The sequence below is a fragment of the Ruegeria sp. HKCCSP351 genome, from assembly GCF_017872535.1.
Lineage (GTDB): Bacteria > Pseudomonadota > Alphaproteobacteria > Rhodobacterales > Rhodobacteraceae > Ruegeria.
Genome location: NZ_JAEDOV010000004.1, coordinates 82,077 through 105,855 on the forward strand (window position 1 = coordinate 82,077; position 23,779 = coordinate 105,855).

Here is a 23,779-nt window from a genome sequence, read left to right on the forward strand (position 1 = left end):
AAACATGCGGATCGGGGAACTTGCACGGCGCAGCGGGCTGAGCCGTGACACGCTGAGGTTTTATGAACGCCAAGGGCTGATCCGGTCAGGTCCGGGGCCGGACAACACCAACAGCTATCGCGACTATCCCGAAGACGCGCTGATCACGCTGGAACAGGTTGCTGATGCACAGGCGGCAGGCATCAGCATTGCAGAACTGGTCATGTTGCTGGGGCAGTTGGAAGCCGCCGATCCCGACAGCTTTGACGGCGAGGCGTTTCTGCAGGACCGGATCGACGAGGTCGAAGCGCGGATTGTGCGGGCAGAGCGGTTTTTGGACAGCCTCAAACAAGCCAAGGCGGCGCTGGCGGCCCCTCCGGTTTTGCGCTGAGCGCAGAATTGCGTCTTGCCATGGCCCCCGTTTTGGCGCACCGCTTTCGCCCATGTTCACCCCGAAGGCGCAAAATCCTGCTCTGGCCGCAGGGCTGATCTTTGTCGCGACCGCCTTTATCGCGGCGACGACGCTGCTGGCCAAGGCCTTGGGGACGGATACACTCGGGCCACCCTTGCACGCGATGCAGATCAGTCACGGGCGGTTTCTGTTTGCCCTGCTTGCCATCCTGTCGGCGGTCGCGGTGCTTCGTCCCCGGCTGGGGCGGCCCCATTGGGGGCTGCATATCGGGCGAACCAGCTTTGGCTGGGCCGGGGTGACGTTGATGTTCGCGTCTGTTGCGTTCATTCCGATGGCGGATGCGACCGCGATCTCCTTTCTGAACCCGGTCTTTGGCATGGTCCTGGCCATTCCATTATTGGGGGAGCGGGTCGGCCCGTGGCGCTGGCTGGCGGCGGCCGTGGCCCTTGTGGGTGCAGTGATCCTGCTGCGCCCGACAGCTGCAAGTTTTCAGCCCGCCGCCCTTCTGGCGCTGGCGGCGGCGGCGTTTATCGGGATGGAGCTGATCTTTATCAAGAAACTGTCGGGGCGCGAGGCCCCGATCCAGATTCTGCTGATCAACAACACGATGGGGCTGGTGATCGCTTCGGTCGCGGTCAGCTTTGTGTTTCACATGCCGACACCGCAGCAATGGGTTGCGCTGGTGGGGATCGGCCTGCTGATGGCCTGCGCGCAGGTTTGTTTCATCAACGGCATGTCACGGGCGGACGCGTCATTCGTGGCCCCGATCAGCTATGCCACGTTGATTTTTGCCGCGCTGTACGATTTTGCGGTGTTTGATGTGATCCCCGACCGGATCAGCCTGATTGGCGCGGTCACGATTCTGACCGGAGGGCTGATCCTGGTCTGGCGCGAGGCGGTAAACCGCCGGACCTGACAGAAAAAACCGCCCTTGCGGTTCAGGGGCGACCTTTGTGTCGCAAATCCCCATGAATGGCGAGGTGACCGGCGCATTCTGGGCTGAGTTGATTTGCGAGTTTGTTATGCATGAACGCCGAATACCTGAATGGGTACGCCACGCGCCTGCCCCATCGGTGCGCGATTTCGGGATTCTGGCCGGGATTGAAGCCGTGGTGCGCGGTATTCTGATTTCGGTCTTTCCGCTGGCGATGTACCGGGCGCTGGGCGACGCCTCATCCGTGTCATTCCTGTATTTCCTGATTGGCATCCTGTCCCTTCTGGTCGGGTTGATGGTGCCGTTCCTGATCCGTTTTGTACCGCGCAGATGGGCCTATTCCACCGGTTGCGTCATGTTCATCTGTGGCGCATCGCTGGCGATCGTGGGCAGCCCCGAGGCCGTTGTCGGCGCATTGGCCCTGAATACCATGGCCGCGGTTGTCACTTTCATCTGCTTCAACACCTATGTGCTGGATTACATCAGCAAGATCGAACTTGGCCGGTGCGAGACCAGCCGCATGTTCTACAGCGCTTTGGGATGGACGGGCGGCCCAATGGCCGGAGTCCTGCTGATGGAGTTTTGGCGCCCTGCCCCGTTTGTCATCAGTGCCGGTGCGGCGCTGGTCATGCTGGCGCAGTTCTGGCGCATGCGTCTGGGCAATGGCAAGCTGATCACCAAGGCCCGTGGTCCGGCCAACAACCCGTTGGCCTTTCTTCCCCGGTTCTTTGTCCAACCCCGACTGGTTGCCGGATATCTGTTTGCAATGATCCGGTCCTGCGGGTGGTGGATATATGTGGTCTACCTGCCCATTTTCGCCATCCAAAACGGGCTGGGAGAACAACTGGGTGGCATCCTTCTGTCGTGCACAAACGCCATGCTGCTGGCCGCCCCATTAATCCTGCGCTGGGTCCAGACGCGGTCGCTCAGGTCGGCTGTTCGCATCGGGTTTGTTGCCGCGGGGGGCTGCTTTTTCGCAGCCGGATTGGTCGCGGGATGGCCGGTTGCCTCGGTCGCTGCGCTGGTTCTGGGGTCTGTCTGGCTGATCGTTCTGGATATTTGCGCCGGATTGCCCTTCCTAATGGCTGTAAAGCCGTCTGAGCGAACCGAGATGTCGGCGATTTATTCCAGTTACCGCGATGTCTCGGGCATTCTGACGCCCGGTGTTGCATCTCTGGTCTTGCTGGTGGCGCCGGTGGCCGGTGTGTTCGCGGCAGGCGGGATTGCCCTGTTTGGCGCTTGGGCTGTGTCGGCCCGCTTGCATCCGCGGCTGGGCGAATCCAAGCCTTCCCTGCCGCCAGATAGGCTGGCAGAGACCGGTTAAGCCTTTAGCCGATAACCGGTACGCAGCATTTGCCAGGTGATCAGCCCGATGGCCAGCGTGGCAAAACCACAAACCGCCATGCCCAACCACGGTGAGCTGTCGGACACGCCGATCATGCCGTAACGCAGCCCATCGATCAGGTAGAAGACCGGGTTCAGATGGGTCAGGCGGTTCAGGACAGGAGGCAGCGCCTCGACCGAATAGAAGGTGCCCGACAGGAAAGCCAGAGGTGTGACGATGAAGTTGGTGATCGCGGCCATCTGATCGAATTTGTTTGCAAAGATCCCGGCAAAGAGGCCCAGTGCGCCCATGAAGGCACCCCCCAGAACAACAAAGATCAGTGCAATCAACGGATGCTGGGGCGCGATGGACAACAGGACCAGCAACGCAACCGAAATCACCAGCGCGATCATCAGGCCACGGGCGATGCCACCGGCGAGATACCCCAGCAGAATCTCGAGCGGGGACAGCGGCGGCATCAGCGTGTCGACGATATTGCCCTGCACCTTGGCAATCACCATCGAAGAGGAGGTATTGGCAAAGGCGTTCTGGATCACCGTCATCATCAGGATCCCCGGTGCCAGAAACACCACAAACGGCACGCCCATGACGTCAGGGCGGCTGGGCCCAATGGCGATGGTGAAGATCAGCAGGAACAGGCCAGCCGTGACCAGAGGCGCCAGAACGGTCTGGGTCCAGACCGAAAGAAAGCGGCGGATTTCGCGCTGCGCCAGCGTGTAAAGCCCCATCCAGTTGACCGCCCCAAAGCTGCGTGCGGTTTGTTCTGCGGGATTCTGCATGCTTTGCCCTCAACCTGATTCGAAGACAGCTTGTAACTCGGGCTGCAGTGTTTAGAATAGGGGGCTGAGACGAATTCCCAAGGCGGCCCGAATCCGGGGCCGCTTTCCGCTTTTGAAAGGCTGACGATGTCCTGGACAGACGAGCGCGTAGAACTGCTGAAGAAGATGTGGGGCGAAGGCCAATCGGCCAGCCAGATCGCAAAGGAACTGGGTGGCGTGACCCGCAATGCGGTGATTGGCAAGGTCCACCGCCTGGGCCTGTCCAACCGGACAGCAGGCGCAGCCCCGGCCAAGTCCGAACCGAAAGAGAAACCGGCACCCGCGCCCAAGGCCGAAGCCAAGCCCAGGCCCACGCCAAAGACAGAACCGGCGCGCCCGGCTGCTGCTGCCGAGGCGAAACCCGCCGTTCCGGCGCGCCGCCAGATCATCCCGGCCGGCCAGCCGCTGCCACCACAGCCCTCGGCCAACGAGATCAGCCCCGAGGCGCTGGCAAAGGTCAACGAGATCGAGAAGAAAGCCAAGAAGCTGACGCTGATGGAACTGACCGAGAAAACCTGCAAATGGCCTGTGGGCGACCCCGCGACCGAGGATTTCTGGTTCTGCGGCCTGCCGGTTGAAGCAGGTAAACCCTATTGCGAGGCGCATGTGGGCGTGGCCTTTCAACCCATGAGCTCGCGCCGGGATCGTCGGCGGTAATTGCGAACACCAGAACCTAAGTTATTACTATAGAACGTGAAAAGGGCGCAGGCGTTTCGCCACGCCTCTTGCCGGAGGCGTTGTATAGTCAAAAACGACGCAAGACGTGACGAGCTCTTACAAGGAAAACACCCTCGCGGAATGCTGCGAGGATGTTTTAGTTCGGAGCGTCAACTTTGCGGACAAAGTGTTCATTCTCCGTGTTTGAGTTTGTAGCTGCTTTGGTGCGCTTTGCAGACCTTCACTTTGAATTGCGCTAAGTTTGCTCGGCTCCAGTCGTTATGGCACCGATGCCAAAAAACGCCTTTACGATCCGCCATCGCTTCTAAATCGCTCTCAAACGTCCGTGCTGAACCCATGATGGAAGGGACTGGTATCAAACTGTCTACATAGGCGTTTGCCAGACAACCTTTCGTTCGTATTATATACTTACAAGAGGCTAGATCATCCTCCAGATACGTTCAAACTTTCAGAGACTGTGGCAATTCCGTCCAATTGAAGTCGATCTGTAGGTGCGTGAAGAAGGGTGTTGAAGAACAGCCCTCCGCCAATCACAAGAACGCATATTGCACCTGCAAGACGCGCACCTTTAGCGAAGCGTTCTCGCGTTGGCTGATCAGATGCGAAGCGGCGTTCTGCCCAACCACGGCCCCAGAGCGCAGCGACCCCCAGCGCGGACATGGCGACCGCCATACCGGCCGAGATCGCGACCACCATCAGAATAGCCGGCCAGATCAGGTCATTCGCAAGGCCGAACAGCATCACGATCAATGCCCCGGTGCATGGGACGACACCCACGGCAGCCGCGATCCAGCCACCTCCCCCACGCGCCTCGTGCGCATTGCAGCCTGCGCAAGCACCATGGGCGTGATCGGCATGATGATGGTCGTGCTTGTGCTGAACGGCTTCGGGCGTTTGCTGCCGCATGGAGCGAATGGCCTGCCAGAGCATCACGGCACCGATGGCGACAATCAGCGAATAGCTGAGAAGGCGGATCATCCTGTAATCGGAGGGGGCAGCTCCTGTCGTTTGCCGCACAGCGAGATCGAGAAGAAAGACGACCATGATCGCCGACGCGACGTGAAAGATGGCGATGCGTGCCCCCATGGCGAGCCCGCGCCGAAGGCTGCCGCCTGTACCGACGAAGTAAGAGATCACAACCGCCTTGCCATGGCCCGGTCCCAGCGTGTGAAGTGCCCCGTATCCAAAGGCCAGAAGAACAGCAAGGAGGATTGCTTGTGCAGACCCGTCCTTGCCGATTTCTGACATTCCCGATGTGAAGAGCGTGTTGACCCAGATCTGCGCTCTGATAAGGGCCGGAACATCGGACGCGGAGGCCGCAACGATTTCATCCGGCTGACCGGCTAGTGCTGCACCGTCGAGGCCGTATGAGGCGGGGATCTGCCGGCTTCCATCGATCAGGAACAGCGCGTGCTCTGCGGGCCGATGGCGCATCGTTCCTTCCAATCGGACCGCCTCGAACCGCCGCTCCAGTTTCAGTCCCTCGGGGAAGGCGACGTGAACAATCTGATTAGGCGGCGGAGGTGGCGTGTGGATGCAGGCACCGACCCAGGGCACGAGCAGGAATTCGACAACGCGATCGCCGTCCCAAACGAGGGGCAGAACGAAACCGTCGAGAAGGACCCGTTGGTCGAGGAAGGTCGACGTCACGCCGGTCGCCTCTTCGCGGCGCCGTTCCATCACGACCAGCCTCTGAACAAGGAGGTAATCCGGGTCGAGACCGGCAGCTTCGAGCCTGATGCGGGCCGCGCTGGCGGCACCCCTCAGCTCCAGCGAGCCGCTCCCGGCGGTCTCGGCTTCCCGGGAAAGCAGGACATCTCGCAGGTCCCGTTTCTGCTCCAGTGTCATGGCGAGGAAAGGGTCATCGAACGGCTCCACGGTGGGAGCGAGCGCATCCCAACTCGCGAGAGGTGAACTCGTATCCTCAGACGCTGCGGCGGCGAGGGATTGGGTGGCGATGAAAACGATGACCGACAGACTGCGCAGCCAGAGAAGCGACCGAAGCATACCGCACCCCCTACAAGTCGTTCTTGTAGATGGTCCCGCCCTTCATGATCAGGTCGAGCACGGTTTCATAGTCTTCGAGGATGGAAATGTCCTCGAGCGGATTTCCATCGATCAGCAGCAGGTCTGCATGCGCGCCTTCGACGAGCCGGCCGACGATGCCGGTATAGGGGCTGCGATCGCCGGAGAGTTGAAGCAGCTCGCCCGAGTTCGCGGTGGCCTGGGTCAGGATCTCGGCCGGCGTGAACCAGTCCAGGCGGGCCGCGAACTCCCTGTTCTGATCGGCGCAGGCTTCGGGGTTCACGACGACGTCGGTGCCGAAGGCGATCTTGATCCCGTATTCCTTGGCCAGCGTGAACATGGTGTCGAGCCCTGCCTCGACCATGCGCCCCTTGGCCAGACGCACCGGTCCGAGATCAGGCGAGAAGGTGCGGTAGACCAGAACCTGCGGGCTCAGCCAGATGTCGTTGTCGGCCATCATCTGGGCAATCTCATCGTTGATGAGGTTGCCGTGCTCGATGGAGCGGACGCCGGCCTCGATCGCCTGCTTGATGCCATCCACGGTGTAGACATGCGCGGTCACGTAGGTGCCGAAGCCGTCCGCGACCTCGACCGCGGCTTCGATTTCCTCCTTGATGAACTGGCGCCCGTCGATCGGGTCGAACTCGGTTCCCACGCCACCGGCCAGGTGCATCTTGATCTGACTTGCCCCGCGCTTGAGGTTCTCCCGCGCGGCAACGAGCACGTCGTCACGCCCGTTGACGATCCGGCTGTAGCCCAGCCGTTCGAGGTTGTTTTCCGGCCCGCCGAACTCGCGCGGGTTCATGAACCGGGGATTAGCATCCCCATGCCCACCGAACTGGGAAATCGCCCGAAGCGACGGCCAGACGCGCGGCCCGGCAATCTCTCCCCGGTCTGCGGCCAGCTTGGCACCCCATGACGCGCCACCGACGTCGCGCAGGCTCGTGAAGCCGCGCATGAGCGCATCCTCCGCGGCGCCTGCCGCCTTGATCCCAATGTAATCGAGGTCCGGCGCGTAGGATCCGGCCATGTCGGCCACCGGCACCGTGCAGAGGCTGAGATGGTAGTGCATGTCGATGAAGCCTGGGGTCATGACGCGCCCCTCGGCGTCGATGACCGTGGCCCCCTCGGGCACATCGAGTCCGGCCCCGATGGCCGCGATCATGCCGTCCTGAATCAGAACGTCCTGCCCCTCGATCAGGTCGGGACCAAGCCCGTCGAAGATACGCGCCCCAGTGATCACTGTGCCAGGATCGGCGTCGTCCTGGGCGACCGCCGGTGCAGACACGGCCAAGATGGAAAAAGTTGCGGCAAGGAAATACTTTGAAAACATGGAGCTCTCCGTTTTGGGTCGACTGCGGGTCCGGCGGCACAGCCAGAAAAAAGATTCCTTGTCAGTTCAATTCTGACCGCACCGTGACTTTCAATCCAGGTCGAAGAAGTCGCTCTGGGTTCGGGAATTCGCCCCACACCGTGATCTTCTGCGTCTCTTCTTCGAACGTATAGCCGCCCGAGACGAGCCTTCCTTGGTGCGGGTACAGCTCAACATTCGGCAGGACGAGCGAGAGCACGAGCCCTTCGATCAAGACTTCGTCCGAGCCAAACATCTTCTGCCGCGCCGCATATACGTCATAGGGAACCTCACCCATGACCTGGATCGGATCGAGTTGCGTGATGATGGCCATGGTGATGTCGCCGTCGCCGACATCCTGCCACCCGTTTTCACGCACCATCGGCGCACTCATCACTCCCGAGAACGGCGCCTTCTGGGTCATCTGCATCACCCCGAGTTCGGCGAGACCGACATTGGCCTCGGCCTGCGCGACGTGGGCAGAGGCGATATCGCGAAGCGCTTCGGCCTTCTCCAGGTCGACAGCGGAAACGACATCGCGATCCTTGAGTGTCTCGGCACGTTTCACGTCTGCGATCGCTTCCAGCAATTGCGCACGCGCGGCATCGAGCTGCGCCATGGCGAGTTGCAACCGGAACTCCGCAGGCGGTTTTGCGAATACGAACAGGACGTCCCCTTCCTCGACCAACTGACCTGGCGAGAACGTAATCTCCCGTAACCAAGCGCTGACGATTGGCGTAATCTCGGCTTCACGTGCCGGCACGACCGTGCCCTCGAATTCTGCAACATCGAGAGTTTTTTCTTGCGCGCCTGCAATATTGGGAGATGCGATCTCGAGAGAACTCACGAATACGACCATCAACATCGCAAAGAGGCGCGCGCGCCCACCAGATGCATTGTCTTTTGTGCAGGTAAAACTGGATGACTTCATACCGTGTCGTCCTTCTTGAACAATCCAAACAGCGCGATCACATTCAGAACTGTTCCAAAGCCATTGATCAGAACAGCGATCAGAAACGCCGGAACACCCGCGTAGTTCTCCAACCCACTCTGAAAATATCGAAGGACATTCCCGGCAACTCCGCCGCCCCCGAACAGGATGAGCGCCGGGATCATGCCGATCCGGTACCAGCCGATATGCTCCGAACGGCCGAGCCACAGAATGCCCAGATAGGCGATGAACATCGCGATGGAGGGAGCGATGGCCGCCGCGCTCAGCGCCTCGCCCGTGGTCTCGCGACGGATCAGGCTGACGACGAGATAGGTGAGCGAGGCCGCCGCGAAAATCGACTGAAGCAACAGCAGACGGTTTAACGACAGCATCAGTTTGCCCACCTCACTCGATCTCGTTTTTATAGATCACACCATCTTTCATGATGAGATCGAAGTTTTCATGCGGATCGGCGATCAGATCAATGTCCTCAAGCGGATTGCCATCGACAAGGATCAGATCGGCGTAGGCGCCTTCCGCGATGACTCCCAAGGGACCAGCTTGATAGGGGTGCCGCGGGCCAGCGAGTTCCAGCAGTTCCGCATTGTCCGAAGTGGCCTGTTTCAGAACCTCGTAGGGCGTGTACCACCTTTGAAGCTTTGCCAGAAACGCGCCCTGACGCTCGGCAAGCGCGGGGTCGAACAGGATGTCGGTGCCAAAGGCCACCTTGACCCCTACCTCTTTTGCAGTCGTGTAAGTGAAATCGGTGCCGTTCGTGACATCGATCCACTTCTGCTGGCTGACAGGGTCGTCGAAGGTGAACCCGTCCTCATCGTCGAGCAGTGGCTGGACAGAGAGCCAGACATCGTTGTCTCGCATCAATTCCATCGTCTCGCGGCTCATAAGAAAGCCATGCTCGATGGTTTTCACGCCGGCCTCGACCGAGATGCGTACGGCCTCGTCAGTGAAAGTATGCGATGCCACGTAGGTATTGTAAGTATCCGCGACCTCGACGAAGGCCTCGATTTCGGCCCTGGTGTATTGGCGCACGTCCAGCGGATCGTAGGTCGAGGACACACCCCCGCCGGTCGAGATTTTCAGCTGCGTCGCCCCCATACGCATGATTTCGCGGGCGCGCTTGGTCACCTCCGGCACACCATCCGCCATTGCCATGACGCCGACACTGAACCAGTACCACTGCGAATCCGCTGGATTGGTAGGCACCGCCTGGTAAGGACGGTAGTCAAAATGCCCACCAGTCTGCGTCACGGGCGGTCCCGATGGCAGGATGCGTGGACCTTTCAGCTCTCCCCGGTCGATCATGCGCTTGATTGCGAAGGAGTTTCCGCCCACGTCGCGGGTGGTGGTAAAACCTCGCATCAACGTCTTTTCGGCACCTTGTGCGCCCCGGATGGCAATTTCCAGGACGTCGCCAGTCACCACAACACTTTGCGGGTTGCAGCAATAAAGTGTGTGCCAATGAACGTCGATCAGTCCGGGGATCAGCGTGCGACCGCCGCCGTCAATCACGCGACCTCCTGCCATGGCGAGATCGTCGGTCGAGATAGCGGTGATCAAGTTGTCCGTGACGACCACATTGGCGTTTTCGATAAGCGCCTCGTTGACGCCGTCGAAAACATTGACGTTGGTAATCAAAATGGGACCATCCGCATCTTGTGCGCAAACTGCAGAAGCACCTATTGCAAAGATGGCAAGGGCAAAGTGACTAACTTTCATCATTGTCTCCTATCGGTTACCCAAGAGACTATTACCTTTCATTACAGTGTGTGGCCACAAACGTATGCAGAAATTAAAAAAAACAGAATATTTTCTGCAAAAACCGAGATGCTTTCGGTTCTCAAGCAGAATCAATGTTTTGATGAACGAGGGGCTTCTGCAGGGTCAGATCGTGCAGTACTCGCCGGGCGAGGGCATCGATCAGGTGATTGGGTTCAAATCGGACCGCGTCGGACTCGTCCATACACGTTTTCCGCACGAAGCTTGCATACGCACCGGGCAACCCCAAGGCTATGTCACCTTTACGTTACCAGTCATAGATGCAAGTGATTGGAAACTGAACGGTGCCTCCGGCAGCCAACGGACTTTGTTCCTGAACTTCGGCTGGGACGAAACGGAGCTTTTTGCGCCAAGCCGCAATCTCTTTGCGGGCAGCGTGGACACCGAGTTTCTACTCAAAGTAATGGCGGCTCTTGTAGGATACGATCCCGATGAGACTGATATCCCAAAAGGGCCTATATCGCTTGAGCCGAACACATTCGGCACCCTATTATCGGTGCTTGCAAATGCTGTTTACGGTTCAACGGACTTTGATGACCCGGAAGCTGTAGAGCAGTCCGTGGCTGTGGCCTTAGCTACTGCATTAATTGGCGAGAGAACGTCGCATACACCGCAAGTTTGCCGTTCGTATGAAACATTTCGTACCGCGCAGCAGTATCTGATGCAAAGCCAAGGCACCGTAGTTAGCCTGGACGAATTATGCGGTTTATGCGGGGTCAGCGCACCAACATTAACTGCGGTTTTTTATCAAGTAACCGGCCTTTCTCCAGCAAGATTCGCTAGGCACTTAAGACTATCGCGTGTTCACAAAGAACTGTCCTTAGGCGAGGAAGAAAAACTGACTGTGAAGGTAGCTGCCCGACGGGCGGGATTTTCAGAGCTTGGGCGCTTCAGCGGGTTTTACAAACGAGTGTACGGAGAACTGCCGTCGCAGATACTGGTGCGCTAGTGCTCACATTGACTGGCACAGGTCTTCGATCATGTCTTCGTCTCCAACATAGATGAAATCGGACAAAGAACGTCGACCTTCATGCGACCGCCATAATATGGATCTGTCCTTATCGTCGGTAGCAAGTAGCGAATTCTTAGGTTTTTCGAATCAAATGCGACAAGACAGGCGAAGTTATCTTCGAGACTGGTTTCAAACCGTTGCTGAATGTCAGCTAAGCCATTGCCTTCGGAAATTGATGCTATCCGCAGCATTCAGTAGTTTGGGCTCGAACCTGACATTGAAGTGCCGGTGATCTTGGTGTCAGTGGCACATGGTAGCCTTTCACTGCGCGGGATGTGTCGGCAGGTTCGGCATCGCCACCCAGCCCGGCAATTCATCCGGTGCGACCGAGACATGCAGGCGTTCTGACTGGTCCCGCCCGACCTTGCGGTGTTTGCGCAGCAGAAAGATCTTGCCCCAACCGCGCCAGGTTCCAACCGATTGCGCATGGGCATCCGTTGGGAAACGGGTGCGCCAGCCTTCGGGCATCGGCAGCCCGTGCATCTCGGCCTTGTCCAGCATCCAGATCAACGAGATATTGCTGAGCGGTCGGGCCTCTTCATACCCGTTCAGCTGGCCGCCGATATCGCCATGGGTGCCACGGAACCAGACCTGTTCCACATGGCCCTTGAACTCGGGCTTGCATCGCCACAGAACCGGCTCGAACACCTCGCGCGTTTCGTCGAGGGCCAGTGCGTGATAGCCATGGAGCGTTGCCGGGCCCAGCTGGTGGTTGTGAAAGGCATGACGATCCTCGGCCCAGCGCCACAGAAGCGGCAGGCGCAGGCCCAGCGCCTTGACCGTGTCCCAGACACCGACCATCTCGATCTTGACGTTGTCATGGCAGAACTTGCGGCGGAAATCGCGGGCGGCGGTGCCGCTGACATTGCATTCATAGTGGCGGTAGGCTTGCAGGATGTTCCGCTCGGTCGCGTGTTCGGCCTTGAGCAGGCCGATCATGTCGATCACCCCGGCCAAGCTGCGCACGCCGTAGGCGCCACGGGAATAACCGATGAAATAAATGCGGTCACCGGGCTTGTAGCGCGACGCCAGATAGCCATAGGCGCGGCGAATCTGGCGGTTGATGCCCCGGCCCATCATCACGTCCATGGTGGATTTCCAGCTTTCCCACTGCACGCCTGCCTCGTAGAACACCGACACCTTGCTGCCCATTTCGCAGCACAGGCGATAGGTCTGTCCGGCATGGGTTTCGAACCCCGGTTCGAGGGTGGACATGGTGCCATCTAGAATAATGACGTGGCTGATCGGCTCACGGTGCCGCGTTTCGGCGGAGTGCTCGGACCGTAAGGGCCGCCCGAGCCATCCCAGAACCTTCCTACTTAGCCGCGACAGATTCATGCGTCAGCAATTCCCAAACCTTGTGAGGTGTGAAAGGCATATCCGCCTGCCGCACCCCGTGATCCCAGAGCGCGTCCTGAACCGCGTTTGCCACAGCGGCCAGAGCGCCCACCGTGCCGGCCTCGCCGCATCCTTTCATCCCCATCGGGTTGGAAGTTGACGGCACCGGCGCCGAGGTAAACTTTATCATGGGTACGTCCACCGCGCGGGGCAAGGCGTAATCCATAAACGATGCCGTGAGCAGCTGTCCGTGATCATCATGCACCACATGTTCCGACAGCGCCTGCCCGATGCCCTGAACCACCCCGCCATGCACCTGCCCTTCGGCCAGCATCGGGTTGATAAGATTTCCGAAATCATCAACCACGGTGTAGCGGTCCACACGGGTTTCGCCGGTGACGGAATCGATCACGACCTCGGCAACATGCGCGCCGTTGGGATAGCTGCGGGCATCCAGTTGCGCGCGGGACTCATGCGTCAGCAAGTCCAAACGCCCGTCGGCGCGCGCCATGGCCGCGGCTTCGGTCAGGGTTGGCGTCAGGTTCGAGCCCGGTGCGCGGAATGTTTCATGGTCAAATCGCACATCACTGTCCTCGACCCCCATCTTATCGGCCAGATAAGGCGTGAATGCGGCGATCATCTTGTCAATGGTGGCGAGGGTCGCGGTACTTTGCACCGTCACCGAGCGCGAGCCACCGGTTCCGCCGCCATGGCCAAGCCGGTCGGTATCACCCTGAATGACGGTGATCCTGTCCATCGGGACGCCGGTCTGATCGGACAGGAACTGGGCATAAACCGTCTCGTGCCCCTGCCCGTTCGATTGTGTGCCGACATAAAGGTTCACCGTGCCATCCTCGCAAAACTCGACCTTCGAGTTCTCGGAAGGGTCCCCCAAAATACTTTCGATATAGTAACAAAGACCCTGCCCCCGGATCAGACCGCGTTCGGCATCGGCGGCCTTGCGGGCTTCGAACCCGCTGGTCTGGCTGGCCGCGCGGCGCAGGACCATGTCGAAATCGCCGACATCATAGGTTTCACCCGTGGCAGAGGTGTAGGGGAAATCGCCGGGTCTGATGAAGTTTTTGCGCCGCAACTCCCACGGGTCAACGCACAGTTCGCGTGCGGCGCGGTCCATCACGCGTTCCAGCACATAGATCGCCTCGGGGCGTCCGGCACCGCGATAGGCGTCGACCTGTGTTGTCGTGGTATAGAACCCCTCGACCCGGAGATAGGTGGTCTGAACGTCATAGACCCCCATCAGCACCTTGCTGAACAGGCTTGTCTGGATCGCCTGCGCGAAATGGCTGTTATAGGCACCAAGGTTGACTTTGCTGTGGACGCGGTAGGCGGTGATCCGGTGGTCGGCATCAAAGGCCAGCTCGGCCAGAGAGGTCAGGTCGCGGCCGTGGTGATCGGACAGCATTGCCTCGGACCGGTCGGACATCCAGTGCACGGGCTGGCACAGTTTCATCGCAGCCACGGCCACGCAGAAATATTCGGGATATGGCATCACCTTCATGCCGAACCCGCCCCCCACATCCGGGGTGGTGACACGGATCGCATCCGCATCGAGTTTCAGCTTTTGCGCCAGCTGTGCCTTCATCGCCCAGACACCCTGCCCGCCATAGGAAAAGTGCAGACGCCCGCCAGACCAATCGGCCTGACAGCCCCGTGGCTCGAGCGAGCTGATGATGACACGGTTGTCGTGCACGTTCAGCGACACGGTATGGGCGGCGGCCTGAAAGGCGGCCTTGGTCGCGGCCTCATCACCCAGACCCCAGTCAAACGCGCGATTGTCGGGCGCTTGCGGGTGCAGGGCCTCACCCCCCGCTTTCACGTCCAGCTTGGCGGGGCGTTCCCGGATATCCATCCAGATCAGCTCGACCGCGTCCTGCGCCTGTACCAGCGTATCAGCGATGACAACGGCCACGGGTTCGCCCACAAAGCGCACACGGTCCTTGGCCAGCATTTGCCGATCCGGCGCGGCAGAGCCGGTCCCGTCGCGGTTGGTCAAGGTTGCTGCATTCATCACCGTGTCGATGCCCGAGGCGGCAAGATCGTCCAATGTCAGGACCAGCCGCACCCCGTCAGCATCCCGCGCGGATTCAAGATCCAGCGCAGTGATATCGCCATGGGCCACTGGGCTGCGGAAGAAAGCGGCAAACAGCGCATTGTCGGGCACGGCATCGTCCATATAGCGCCCCTGCCCGGTCAGGAACCGCTGATCCTCGGTCCGTTTGACGGGCTGGCTTTTGCCGAATTTTTCCATGGGATGCTCCTGTCGCTGCCTTGATGGCGACACTAGCCCTGTGCTTGCTTATGTCCAGCGCCTTGCTTGAAAGCGTGTGGCGACACCGATGTCGTAAACAGGATTGCGGGAGCCGCAGAGGGATTCGTAGGCTGTTTTAAGATACAGCCTGCCGGAGGTCCCCCATGCCCGAACCCATTTCCCTGTCACAGGGCCGTCTGGACGCCCCATCGGTCGACGCGTATTGGCAAGACGGGTTTGCCTTTCCCATCACTGTCTTCTCGCCGGATGAGACCGCACAGTTCCGGGCCGAGCTGGAGCAGATCGAGGAGACCTGGCGCGTGGCTGACCTTCCGCTGCCGCTGAACATGTACAAGCGCCTGAACGCCCATGTGGTGATGCCGCTGGTCGCCCGTATCGCATTGGATCCAAGGGTTCTGGACGTCGTCGAAGGAATACTGGGACCGGATTTGCTGCTGTGGTCTGCGGAACTGTTCATCAAAGAGCCACGCACGACGCAGGTTGTTGGAATGCATCAGGACCTGACCTATTGGGGGATGGGCGAAACACCGGATCAGATGACCGCGTGGATCGCATTGTCGCCTGCCACGGTAGCAAGCGGCTGCATGGACTTTGTCAGAGGCAGCCACAAAAACCCGATCCTGCCCCATAACGATACGTTTTCAGACAACAACCTGCTGTCGCGCGGGCAGGAGGTGGCTGTCGATGTGGCAGACGAGGACAAAACGCATATCGAATTGCAGCCGGGTCAGATGTCGCTGCACCATGGCCTCACGATCCATGGCTCGGGGCCGAATATGTCGGACGATCGGCGGATCGGGCTGGCAATCCGGTATCTGAACCCGAACGCACAGCAAAAAGTGGCGGACCGCGATTACGCGGTCTTGGCGCGGGGTGAAGACCGTATGGGCAATTTCATCCTCATCGAACCGCCGACCGAGTTGTTCTCGCCGCCAGCCTTGGCGCTTCATGCCCGCATCCGGGAGGATCAGGCCAAGGCGATGACACAAGGCGCGGCGCAAAGCACGCACCTTTACGGAAACGAGGCGACCGGCACGGGGTGACTTCGGCAATCGTCGCCGCACAGGGCCTTCCCCTTCCTGTCTCCATTCGCTATTGCAGGCGCTGACCCGAATTTGTTGACGCAGGACGCATCCCATGGCGATGGAAAAGACATTCAACGCGGCCGAGGCCGAGGCCCGTATCTATGAGGCCTGGGAACAGGCCGGAGCCTTCAAGGCAGGCGCGAACCGTTCGCGCGAGGAAAGCTTTACCATCATGATCCCGCCGCCCAACGTGACGGGCGCGCTGCATGTGGGTCATGCGTTCAACAACACGTTGCAGGATATCCTGATCCGCTGGCACCGGATGCGGGGCTTTGACACGCTGTGGCAGCCCGGTCAGGACCACGCGGGCATCGCCACGCAGATGCAGGTGGAAAAGATGCTGGCCGCCACCCAGCAGCCCAGCCGTCGGGAACTGGGGCGCGAGGCGTTTCTGGACAAGGTCTGGGAGTGGAAAGGCCAGTACGGCGGCACGATCATCGAACAGCTGAAGCGTCTGGGTTCAAGCTGCGACTGGTCGCGCAATGCCTTTACCATGGCAGGCGCGCCGCGCGATCCGCGCACGGGTCACGAGAACTCGGCCAATTTCCATGACGCGGTGATCAAGGTCTTTGTCGATATGTACGAAAAGGGGCTGATCTATCGCGGTAAGCGACTGGTCAACTGGGACCCGCATTTCGAGACCGCGATATCAGACCTTGAGGTCGAGAATATTGAAACGCCGGGCCACATGTGGCACTTCAAGTACCCCTTGGCGGGCGGCGAGACATATGAGTATTTGGAAAAAGATGAAGATGGGAATGTGATCTTTCGCGAAGAGCGGGATTATATTTCCATTGCAACCACGCGGCCCGAAACCATGCTGGGCGATGGTGCTGTGGCCGTGCATCCGTCGGATGAGCGCTACGCGCCGATCGTCGGCAAACTGTGCGAAATCCCGGTTGGACCGAAAGAGCATCGCCGCCAGATCCCGATCATCACCGATGAGTATCCCGATCCCGATTTCGGCTCGGGTGCGGTGAAGATCACCGGCGCGCATGACTTCAACGACAATATGGTCGCCAGGCGCGGCGGTATTCCCATGTACCGCCTGATGGACACCAAGGGCGCGATGCGGGCTGATGGCGCGCCTTACGCCGAAGAGGCGGGCAAGGCGCAGGAATATGCGCGCGGCAAGCCGTTCACCGAGAATGAGATCGACGCAATCAACCTGATCCCGGATCACCTGCGCGGACTGGACCGGTTCGAGGCGCGCGCCAAGGTGGTCGAAGAGATCACCAGCGAAGGTCTGGCTGTCATGTGTCCAGCGGACGATCCGCGTCTTGGATCAAGCCGGGCTGAAGCCCGGCCTACAGAGGACGATGACGGTGGGCCGGGCTTCAGCCCGGCACTTGTCCCATTGGTCGAGAGCAAGCCGATCATGCAGCCGTTTGGCGACCGCTCGAAAGTCGTGATCGAGCCGATGTTCACCGATCAGTGGTTCGTCGACGCCGAAAAGGTCGTCGGCCCGGCGCTGGACGCGGTCAAGGACGGCACGGTCAAGATTATCCCCGAGTCGGGCGAGAAGACCTATTACCACTGGCTGGAAAACATCGAGCCCTGGTGCATCTCGCGCCAGCTGTGGTGGGGGCATCAGATCCCGGTTTGGTATGGACCTAAGAAATCTGAAGACGGCAAATCAATTGATCTGCCAATCTCTGACGATGAAAACCGCAGCAGATTGATAGAGTGGGAGCGCTTCTGCGCATCATCAGAAGAAGAAGCTATTGAATTGGCGCAGGCGTATTATCGTGCTGATGATTGGAACGGCAAAATCGTCATCGTTTCTGATGCAAAGGAAGCATCATCCATCTACGACAACGTTGATTTTGACCCCTCTGCACCACCGCTTCCGCTATTTCGCGACCCCGACGTTCTCGACACGTGGTTCTCCTCCGGCCTCTGGCCCATTGGCACGCTGGGTTGGCCCGAAGATACCGAGGAGATGCGCCGCTATTTCCCGACCAGCGTATTGATCACCGGCGCGGATATCCTGTTCTTCTGGGTCGCCCGGATGATGATGATGCAGCTGGCCGTGGTAAACGAGGTTCCGTTCCACACCGTCTACCTGCACTCGCTCGTCCGCGACGAGAAGGGCAAGAAAATGTCCAAGACTACCGGCAACGTCATCGACCCGCTTGAAATCGTGGACGAATTCGGCGCCGACGCGCTGCGGTTCACCAACGCCTCTATGGCGGCGATTGGCGGCGTGCTGAAACTGTCGCGTGAACGCATCACCGGCTATCGCAACTTTGGTACCAAGCTTTGGAATGCCGTCCGCTTTGCCGAGATGAATGAGGTCTTTACCGACGCTGTGCCGCAGCTGGATGTGGCAGACCTGAAACCTAAGGCCGCCGTCAACCGCTGGATCATCGGCGAAACCGCCCGCGTGCGGGAAGAGGTCGACGCGGCGCTGGAAAGCTATCGCTTCAACGATGCCGCCAACGGGCTTTATGCCTTTGTCTGGGGCAAGGTCTGCGACTGGTACGTGGAACTGTCCAAACCGCTGCTGCAAGGCGACGACGCCGCGGCGCAGACCGAGACCCGCGCCACCATGCGCTGGGTTCTGGATCAGTGCATGGTCCTTCTGCACCCGATCATGCCCTTCATCACCGAAGAGCTGTGGGGCCTGACCGGCAACCGCGCGAAAATGGTCGTCCACGCCGACTGGCCGACCTACGGCACCGAACTGGTCGACGCCGACGCGGATCGTGAAATGAACTGGGTGATCTCGGTGATCGAGAACACCCGCTCGGCCCGTGCCCAGATGCGGGTTCCTGCTGGCCTCTACGTACCGATGCTGGTGACCGAGATCGACGCCAACGGCCAAGCCGCGTGGGACCGCAACGAGGCGCTGATCAAACGTCTGGCCCGCATCGACAGCCTGACCAGAGCAGACACGCTGCCCAAGGGCACCATCTCGATTGCCGCCCCCGGAGCCTCCTTCGGCCTGCCGCTGGCGGATATCATCGACATCGGCGCGGAAAAGGAGCGGCTGGAGAAAGCCAAGGGCAAGCTGGCCAAGGAACTGGGTGGCTTGCGCGGGCGTCTGAACAACCCCAAATTCGTGGCCTCGGCCCCGGACGAGGTGGTCGAGGAAGCCAAAGCCAACCTCGCCGCCCGCGAGGAAGAAGAAGCCAAGCTGAACGAGGCGCTGGCCCGTCTGGCCGAGATCGCCTGATCTTCATCTTTTCAAAAATACTCATACCCCGAACCCCGCCGCTGATCCGGCGGGGTTTTCTTTTGCGCGTTCAGACCTTGCCCGCCCCTGCCGCCGCTTGTTAGCAATCACCAACCCCAACCGCCCGAGGCTGTCATGACCCAGTTTGCCCCACCGCTCCAGACAGTCTCGACCGGGCTGGTTGTCGCCATTGTCGGGTTCTTCAGTTCCTTTCCGATCGTGTTGCAGGGGCTGGCCGCGATGGGGGCGTCTCCGGCGCAGGCGGCCTCGGGTCTGATGATGGCGGCCATCGCAATGGGACTGACCGCCATTGTGCTGAGCCTGTGGTACCGGCAACCGATCAGCGTCGCCTGGTCGACGCCAGGGGCGGCGCTGCTGGCGGTGTCCGCGACACCGGCGCTGGGGTTTGCCGAGGCAACGGGCGCCTTCCTGTGTGCAGGGGCGCTGACGGTGCTGGCCGGGCTCTGGCGGCCACTGGGGCGGCTGGCGGCCGCCATTCCGACGACACTGGCGCAGGCCATGCTGGGCGGCGTTCTGCTGCCGCTTTGCATTCTGCCCTTTCAGGCCGCAGCCGAATTGCCCGCGCAAGCCCTGCCGGTGATCCTGACATGGTTCATCGCGGGCCGGATCAACCGGCTGTTCGCCGTTCCGGCGGCCGTTGTCTCCGCCGCGCTGGTTGTGGTGCTAAACGCAGGCGACGCATCGGTGACCCCGGCGCGATGGCTGGCGGCACCGGTCTGGACCACGCCCAGTTTCTCGCTGGCCTCGACCATCGGGATCGCCATCCCGCTGTTCATTGTCACGATGGCGACCCAGAACATCCCCGGCATCGCGGTGATGCGCAGCTTTGGCTATACCCCGGCTCCGGGCAGGCTGTTTTCATCCGTGGGTGGGGCGAGCCTGTTATCGGCACCATTTGGTGCACCTGCCACCTGCCTTGCGGCGATCACGGCTGCGATGTGTTCCAACGAAGACAGCCACCCCGATCCCGCGCAACGGTACTGGTCGGCCATCATGAGTGGTGTGTTCTATGGTGTATTCGGTATCTTTGCCGTGGCGATTACCGGCTTTGCATCCCATGCCGATCCGCTGTTGATGGGGACACTGACCGGTGTCGCCCTGATCGGCGTGCTGGCCAATTCGATTTTCGCCGCACTTGAGGTTCCGGCCGAGCGTGAGGCCGCGATGCTGACCTTTGCGATCACCGCATCGGGTATCTCGGTCTTTGGGCTGGGCGCGGCGGTCTGGGGCCTGCTGGTCGGCGGGCTGGCCTATCTGGTGAGCACCAGAATACGGTAACCGCTTTCGCATCCCGCCCTTACCGGGACTAATCGCCCCTTGGTTGGCTCGGTAGAACGCAAAGCCGAGATGACGGAAAACGACTATTTTTTAATGCGTTACAACATGTCCCGCGATGCGCGGCGGGCTTTCATGCGGTGATCACTTGAACTCGGGCTTGCGGCCCTGCATCTGCGCCATCACGACCTCCATCTGATGAGGTTTGCCGATCAGCTCTACCTGCTCGGCGGATTCCGCCTTGAGAACATCCGCGCGGGGCTGGGTTTCGGCCACTTCGATCAGCCGCTTGGCGGCACGGATGGCCGAGGGGCTTTGACCGGCGATATTCTCGGCAATGGCCAGAGCTTCGGTCAGCGGATCATCTGAAAGCTGCGTGACCAGCCCCCAATCCATCGCCTGCTGCGCGCCGATGGGCCGGGCCGTGTACGTCAGCAGACGCAGAACGTCCGAACGCACAAGCCGGGGCAACAGAACCATGCCGCCCATATCGGGGATGATACCCCATTTCATCTCCATCACCGCCAGTTTCGCCTCGGGGTGCGCGATACGGATATCCGCGCCCAGCGCGATTTGCAGGCCACCGCCATAGGCGACGCCCTGAATGGCGCAGATCACCGGCACCGGTACGCGACGCCATATCAGCGCCAGCTCCTGCATTTCGTTGGCATCTTCGTGGCTGCGGGTCATCAGCCATTCGGTGGGGTCCATATGGGCCATCTTGGCAAAGCTTGCCATGTCGAGCCCGGCGCAGAAGCTTTTCCCCTCGCCCGACAAAACCACGGCGCGGGCGTCCGAGGCGGCGACCTCTTGCCCGGCTGAGAGCAATGCCTTGACCATCGCGTCATCCAGCGCGTTCATCTTGTCACCCCGGGTCAGGGTGACATGGGCAACATGGTCTTGATAGGTAACGGATACGCGTGACATGGGGGACCTCCCGAAATTCAGTTGCGGCGACCATGCCCGGACGGGACGCCGATTTCCACTGCGACGTCAGGGCATATCGCTGACAGGCATCCGCCCGAACCAGGGGGAATCAAGCGTCATGACATAAAACTGATCGCCCACGATCCGGCCCCCTGTCGTGATGCCAATACGGCCCTGCGGATCCTGTAGCGTGCGCAGGATCGTGCCTTCACCGTCGAACTGCACCAGCATACCCCGGTGGATCGGCGCGGGGCGCACAGCCGGGCCCAGCCGCCAGACCACCTTGCGCAGGAAGGGGTATGGCATCAGCGCCTCGGACGGAACGCGCGGGCTGGCAAAGGCCATCCAGTAGGTGCCATCGCCCTGTGCTTCGAGATTGTCGGGATAGCCCGGCAGGTTGTCCAGCAGGACCTCTTGCTGACCGGCTTTCGGCCCGCTGAGCCACAGCTTGTGCACCCGTGCGCGGCCGGTTTCGGCGATCAACAGGAAATCTGCGTCAGGTGAGAGCGCAATGCCATTGGTATAGACGAACCCAGTGGCAATCTTTTCGGTGCGGCCATCGGGGTTGTGACGCGCGACATAGCCTGTATCGGATTGTTCCCAGATGGTCAGGACCGAGGTCGGCTTGGTTCCGCCCATGGTTTCGGGATCGAACCGGTCAGAGGAGTTCGAAAAATAGATCGTGCCGTCCTGTGCCACGTCCAGTTGGTTTGCATAGACCACGGGCGCACCGTCGATATCGGCCACCACGGATTCAAACGTGCCCGGCCCGGTCCAGCGCATCACCCCGCGAAAGCTGTCGGCTATATAGAGCGCGCCATCCGGCCCGGCCCTGAGGCCCAGAGGACGCCCGCCAAGCTGGTCGACCACAACAGGGTCAGCCCCGTCTATGCGATAGAGCGTGCCGGACCGGCTGGTCGTATAGACCGCGCCGCCGGGCAGGATGGCGATGTCTTCGGGGCCGGTTTCCCCATCCGGCAGGCGGATCAGCTGCGCGGCATCCAGCGCTGTGTTCTCGGCGAAATCTCCTGTGAAACCTGCATCTTCCGGCATCTCAACGGCGACGGGGATAACGGGAACGGGCCAGAACAGAAGATAGGCAAGGCCCAGAAGAACAATGGCAGACAGTATGCGCATCTGCGCTCCTTACTTATGTTTCAATACGCTCTGACGCGCGGAATGAGGTGCGCGCTTGCCCGAAGCCCGGGCTTGGGGTTATCTGCAGGCATGACAGGACCTCGATACACCCCGCTTGCCCAATCCCTGCCCGCCACCGTGCCCTTTGTGGGCCCCGAAACGCAAGAGCGTCAGCGCGGCGCGGCGTTCATTGCCCGTCTTGGGGCCAATGAGAGCGTGTTTGGCCCCTCGCCCCGCGCGATCCGGGCTATGGAGCAGGCCGCGTCTGATATCTGGATGTATGGCGATCCCGAGAACCACGATCTGCGCCAAGCTTTGGCCGAGCATCATGGGGTAACCCCCGAAAATATCGTCGTAGGCGAAGGGATTGACGGGCTTCTGGGTTATCTTGTGCGTCTGATTGTAGGGCCCGGGGATGCGGTTGTGACCTCGGACGGGGCGTATCCGACGTTCAATTATCATGTGGCCGGGTTCGGTGGCGTTCTGCACAAGGTCCCTTATGCCGGGGATCACGAAGACCCGGCGGCCCTGTTTGCGAAGGCGGCCGAGGTGGGTGCAAAACTGGTCTATCTGGCCAATCCGGACAATCCGATGGGCAGCTGGCATTCCGGCGCGGATATCGTGGCGGCGATGGACGCCCTGCCCGACGGTTGCCTGCTGATTCTGGACGAGGCTTATGTGGAATGCGCGCCAGAAGGGACTGCGGCACCTGTCAGCGCAGACGACCCCCGCGTGATCCGGATGCGGACATTTTCCAAGGTCTATGGCATGGCGGGAGCACGGGTTGGCTATGCCATGGGAGCGCCCGACCTGATTGCAGCCTTCAACAAGGTGCGCAACCATTTCGGCATGAACCGCGCGGCGCAGGCCGGGGCGCTGGCCGCGTTGCAGGATGGCGCCTGGCTGGAGCACATTCAAACACAGATCGCAGAGGCGCGTGAGCGGATAGGAACGATTGCCCGCGAGAACGGATTGGAGCCCCTGCCCTCGGCCACCAATTTCGTGGCGATTGATTGCGGGCGGGATGGCGATTTCGCCAAAGCGGTACTGGAGGCTTTGGTTGCGCGGGGCCTGTTTGTCCGGATGCCGTTTGCAGCGCCCCAGAACAGGTGCATCCGGGTAAGCTGTGGTGACACAGCAGATCTGGATGCTTTTGCGGTCGCCTTGCCCAAGGCGCTAGCGGAAGTGCGGGCAAAAACGGGCTAGCGCTGGTCTGTCTTGCCATCGGGTCAAAGGGGGGGCTGTC

General features: G+C 60.5%; 19 protein-coding genes. 9 read left to right on the plus strand and 10 right to left on the minus strand.

Features of this window, described 5'->3' with window-relative positions:
- Positions 1-4 precede the first annotated feature (4 nt).
- The 3 genes from I9182_RS10060 to I9182_RS10070 all read left to right on the plus strand — a co-directional run bounded on the left by I9182_RS10060 (position 5) and on the right by I9182_RS10070 (position 2,649).
- Positions 5-370: a MerR family transcriptional regulator gene (locus I9182_RS10060; RefSeq protein ID WP_209505680.1), complete on the plus strand. Its 366-nt coding sequence runs from the start codon at positions 5-7 to the stop codon at positions 368-370.
- Positions 371-422: 52 nt separating this feature from the next.
- A complete protein-coding gene (locus tag I9182_RS10065) occupies positions 423-1,307 on the plus strand; it encodes a DMT family transporter (RefSeq protein WP_209598148.1) in 885 nt (294 codons plus the stop codon).
- Between the two features lie 106 nt (positions 1,308-1,413).
- Positions 1,414-2,649, plus strand: a complete 1,236-nt coding sequence (locus tag I9182_RS10070; protein WP_209598303.1) for an MFS transporter — start codon at positions 1,414-1,416, stop codon at positions 2,647-2,649.
- Here I9182_RS10070 and I9182_RS10075 read toward each other — a convergent pair.
- Positions 2,646-3,449, minus strand: a complete 804-nt coding sequence (locus I9182_RS10075) for an ABC transporter permease (protein ID WP_209598149.1) — start codon at positions 3,447-3,449, stop codon at positions 2,646-2,648. The genes I9182_RS10070 and I9182_RS10075 overlap by 4 nt on opposite strands.
- A gap of 126 nt (positions 3,450-3,575) precedes the next feature.
- On the opposite strand from I9182_RS10075, the gene I9182_RS10080 reads away from it, so the two are divergent.
- Positions 3,576-4,145, plus strand: coding sequence for a GcrA family cell cycle regulator (locus tag I9182_RS10080; protein WP_209505674.1), 570 nt, complete (start codon positions 3,576-3,578; stop codon positions 4,143-4,145).
- A 444-nt stretch (positions 4,146-4,589) separates the two neighbouring features.
- Here the strand turns inward: I9182_RS10080 and I9182_RS10085 are convergent, their stop codons facing one another.
- The 5 genes from I9182_RS10085 to I9182_RS10105 form a co-directional block, all read right to left on the minus strand.
- A complete protein-coding gene (locus tag I9182_RS10085) occupies positions 4,590-6,173 on the minus strand; it encodes a DUF3299 domain-containing protein (RefSeq protein ID WP_209598150.1) in 1,584 nt (527 codons plus the stop codon).
- Between the two features lie 10 nt (positions 6,174-6,183).
- Positions 6,184-7,524 (minus strand): amidohydrolase family protein, encoded by a 1,341-nt coding sequence (locus tag I9182_RS10090; protein WP_209598151.1) that lies wholly within the window; start codon positions 7,522-7,524, stop codon positions 6,184-6,186.
- A gap of 61 nt (positions 7,525-7,585) precedes the next feature.
- Complete coding sequence (locus I9182_RS10095) at positions 7,586-8,473, minus strand: efflux RND transporter periplasmic adaptor subunit (protein WP_209598152.1); 888 nt, start codon at positions 8,471-8,473, stop codon at positions 7,586-7,588.
- Positions 8,470-8,865 (minus strand): hypothetical protein, encoded by a 396-nt coding sequence (locus I9182_RS10100; RefSeq protein WP_209598153.1) that lies wholly within the window; start codon positions 8,863-8,865, stop codon positions 8,470-8,472. Before I9182_RS10100 ends, I9182_RS10095 begins: the two co-directional genes overlap by 4 nt.
- Positions 8,866-8,878: 13 nt before the next feature.
- The gene (locus I9182_RS10105) at positions 8,879-10,210 is read right to left on the minus strand and encodes an amidohydrolase family protein (protein WP_209598154.1); all 1,332 of its coding nucleotides are present in this window, start codon (positions 10,208-10,210) and stop codon (positions 8,879-8,881) included.
- A gap of 64 nt (positions 10,211-10,274) precedes the next feature.
- Here I9182_RS10105 and I9182_RS10110 point away from each other — a divergent pair, with 64 nt between their 5' ends.
- A complete protein-coding gene (locus tag I9182_RS10110; RefSeq protein ID WP_209598155.1) occupies positions 10,275-11,219 on the plus strand; it encodes a helix-turn-helix domain-containing protein in 945 nt (314 codons plus the stop codon).
- Positions 11,220-11,543: 324 nt separating this feature from the next.
- Here the strand turns inward: I9182_RS10110 and I9182_RS10115 are convergent, their stop codons facing one another.
- Together I9182_RS10115 and I9182_RS10120 are read right to left on the minus strand one after the other, a co-directional pair.
- The gene (locus tag I9182_RS10115) at positions 11,544-12,620 is read right to left on the minus strand and encodes a DUF2235 domain-containing protein (RefSeq protein ID WP_209598156.1); all 1,077 of its coding nucleotides are present in this window, start codon (positions 12,618-12,620) and stop codon (positions 11,544-11,546) included.
- Positions 12,598-14,889, minus strand: coding sequence for a xanthine dehydrogenase family protein molybdopterin-binding subunit (locus I9182_RS10120; protein ID WP_209598157.1), 2,292 nt, complete (start codon positions 14,887-14,889; stop codon positions 12,598-12,600). Before I9182_RS10120 ends, I9182_RS10115 begins: the two co-directional genes overlap by 23 nt.
- 164 nt (positions 14,890-15,053) lie before the next feature.
- On the opposite strand from I9182_RS10120, the gene I9182_RS10125 reads away from it, so the two are divergent.
- The 3 genes from I9182_RS10125 (at position 15,054) to I9182_RS10135 (ending at position 20,472) form a co-directional block, all read left to right on the plus strand.
- Entirely contained in the window at positions 15,054-15,953 is a 900-nt protein-coding gene (locus I9182_RS10125) for a phytanoyl-CoA dioxygenase family protein (RefSeq protein ID WP_209505666.1), read from the plus strand.
- A 94-nt stretch (positions 15,954-16,047) separates the two neighbouring features.
- Positions 16,048-19,173: a valine--tRNA ligase gene (locus I9182_RS10130; protein WP_209598158.1), complete on the plus strand. Its 3,126-nt coding sequence runs from the start codon at positions 16,048-16,050 to the stop codon at positions 19,171-19,173.
- Positions 19,174-19,308: 135 nt separating this feature from the next.
- A complete protein-coding gene (locus I9182_RS10135; RefSeq protein WP_209598159.1) occupies positions 19,309-20,472 on the plus strand; it encodes a benzoate/H(+) symporter BenE family transporter in 1,164 nt (387 codons plus the stop codon).
- 141 nt (positions 20,473-20,613) lie between these two features.
- On the opposite strand, the gene I9182_RS10140 is transcribed toward I9182_RS10135, so the two are convergent.
- Both I9182_RS10140 and I9182_RS10145 read right to left on the minus strand, forming a co-directional pair.
- A complete protein-coding gene (locus I9182_RS10140; protein WP_209505660.1) occupies positions 20,614-21,396 on the minus strand; it encodes a crotonase/enoyl-CoA hydratase family protein in 783 nt (260 codons plus the stop codon).
- 66 nt (positions 21,397-21,462) lie between these two features.
- Entirely contained in the window at positions 21,463-22,533 is a 1,071-nt protein-coding gene (locus I9182_RS10145) for an SMP-30/gluconolactonase/LRE family protein (protein WP_209598160.1), read from the minus strand.
- 90 nt (positions 22,534-22,623) lie between these two features.
- Here I9182_RS10145 and I9182_RS10150 point away from each other — a divergent pair, with 90 nt between their 5' ends.
- Positions 22,624-23,739: a pyridoxal phosphate-dependent aminotransferase gene (locus tag I9182_RS10150; RefSeq protein ID WP_209598161.1), complete on the plus strand. Its 1,116-nt coding sequence runs from the start codon at positions 22,624-22,626 to the stop codon at positions 23,737-23,739.
- Positions 23,740-23,779 lie beyond the last annotated feature (40 nt).

Bases quoted from the DNA above. Each gene is read 5' to 3' on its own strand.
- I9182_RS10090 (WP_209598151.1), bottom strand. From the start codon at position 7,524: ATGTTTTCAAAGTATTTCCTTGCCGCAACTTTTTCCATCTTGGCCGTG.
- I9182_RS10140 (WP_209505660.1), bottom strand. From the start codon at position 21,396: ATGTCACGCGTATCCGTTACCTATCAAGACCATGTTGCCCATGTCACC.
- I9182_RS10150 (WP_209598161.1), top strand. From the start codon at position 22,624: ATGACAGGACCTCGATACACCCCGCTTGCCCAATCCCTGCCCGCCACC.
- I9182_RS10145 (WP_209598160.1), bottom strand. From the start codon at position 22,533: ATGCGCATACTGTCTGCCATTGTTCTTCTGGGCCTTGCCTATCTTCTG.
- I9182_RS10080 (WP_209505674.1), top strand. From the start codon at position 3,576: ATGTCCTGGACAGACGAGCGCGTAGAACTGCTGAAGAAGATGTGGGGC.
- I9182_RS10095 (WP_209598152.1), bottom strand. From the start codon at position 8,473: ATGAAGTCATCCAGTTTTACCTGCACAAAAGACAATGCATCTGGTGGG.
- I9182_RS10105 (WP_209598154.1), bottom strand. From the start codon at position 10,210: ATGAAAGTTAGTCACTTTGCCCTTGCCATCTTTGCAATAGGTGCTTCT.
- I9182_RS10125 (WP_209505666.1), top strand. From the start codon at position 15,054: ATGCCCGAACCCATTTCCCTGTCACAGGGCCGTCTGGACGCCCCATCG.
- I9182_RS10075 (WP_209598149.1), bottom strand. From the start codon at position 3,449: ATGCAGAATCCCGCAGAACAAACCGCACGCAGCTTTGGGGCGGTCAAC.
- I9182_RS10065 (WP_209598148.1), top strand. From the start codon at position 423: ATGTTCACCCCGAAGGCGCAAAATCCTGCTCTGGCCGCAGGGCTGATC.
- I9182_RS10060 (WP_209505680.1), top strand. From the start codon at position 5: ATGCGGATCGGGGAACTTGCACGGCGCAGCGGGCTGAGCCGTGACACG.
- I9182_RS10115 (WP_209598156.1), bottom strand. From the start codon at position 12,620: ATGAATCTGTCGCGGCTAAGTAGGAAGGTTCTGGGATGGCTCGGGCGG.
- I9182_RS10120 (WP_209598157.1), bottom strand. From the start codon at position 14,889: ATGGAAAAATTCGGCAAAAGCCAGCCCGTCAAACGGACCGAGGATCAG.
- I9182_RS10110 (WP_209598155.1), top strand. From the start codon at position 10,275: ATGCAGAAATTAAAAAAAACAGAATATTTTCTGCAAAAACCGAGATGC.
- I9182_RS10085 (WP_209598150.1), bottom strand. From the start codon at position 6,173: ATGCTTCGGTCGCTTCTCTGGCTGCGCAGTCTGTCGGTCATCGTTTTC.
- I9182_RS10100 (WP_209598153.1), bottom strand. From the start codon at position 8,865: ATGCTGTCGTTAAACCGTCTGCTGTTGCTTCAGTCGATTTTCGCGGCG.
- I9182_RS10070 (WP_209598303.1), top strand. From the start codon at position 1,414: ATGCATGAACGCCGAATACCTGAATGGGTACGCCACGCGCCTGCCCCA.
- I9182_RS10135 (WP_209598159.1), top strand. From the start codon at position 19,309: ATGACCCAGTTTGCCCCACCGCTCCAGACAGTCTCGACCGGGCTGGTT.
- I9182_RS10130 (WP_209598158.1), top strand. From the start codon at position 16,048: ATGGCGATGGAAAAGACATTCAACGCGGCCGAGGCCGAGGCCCGTATC.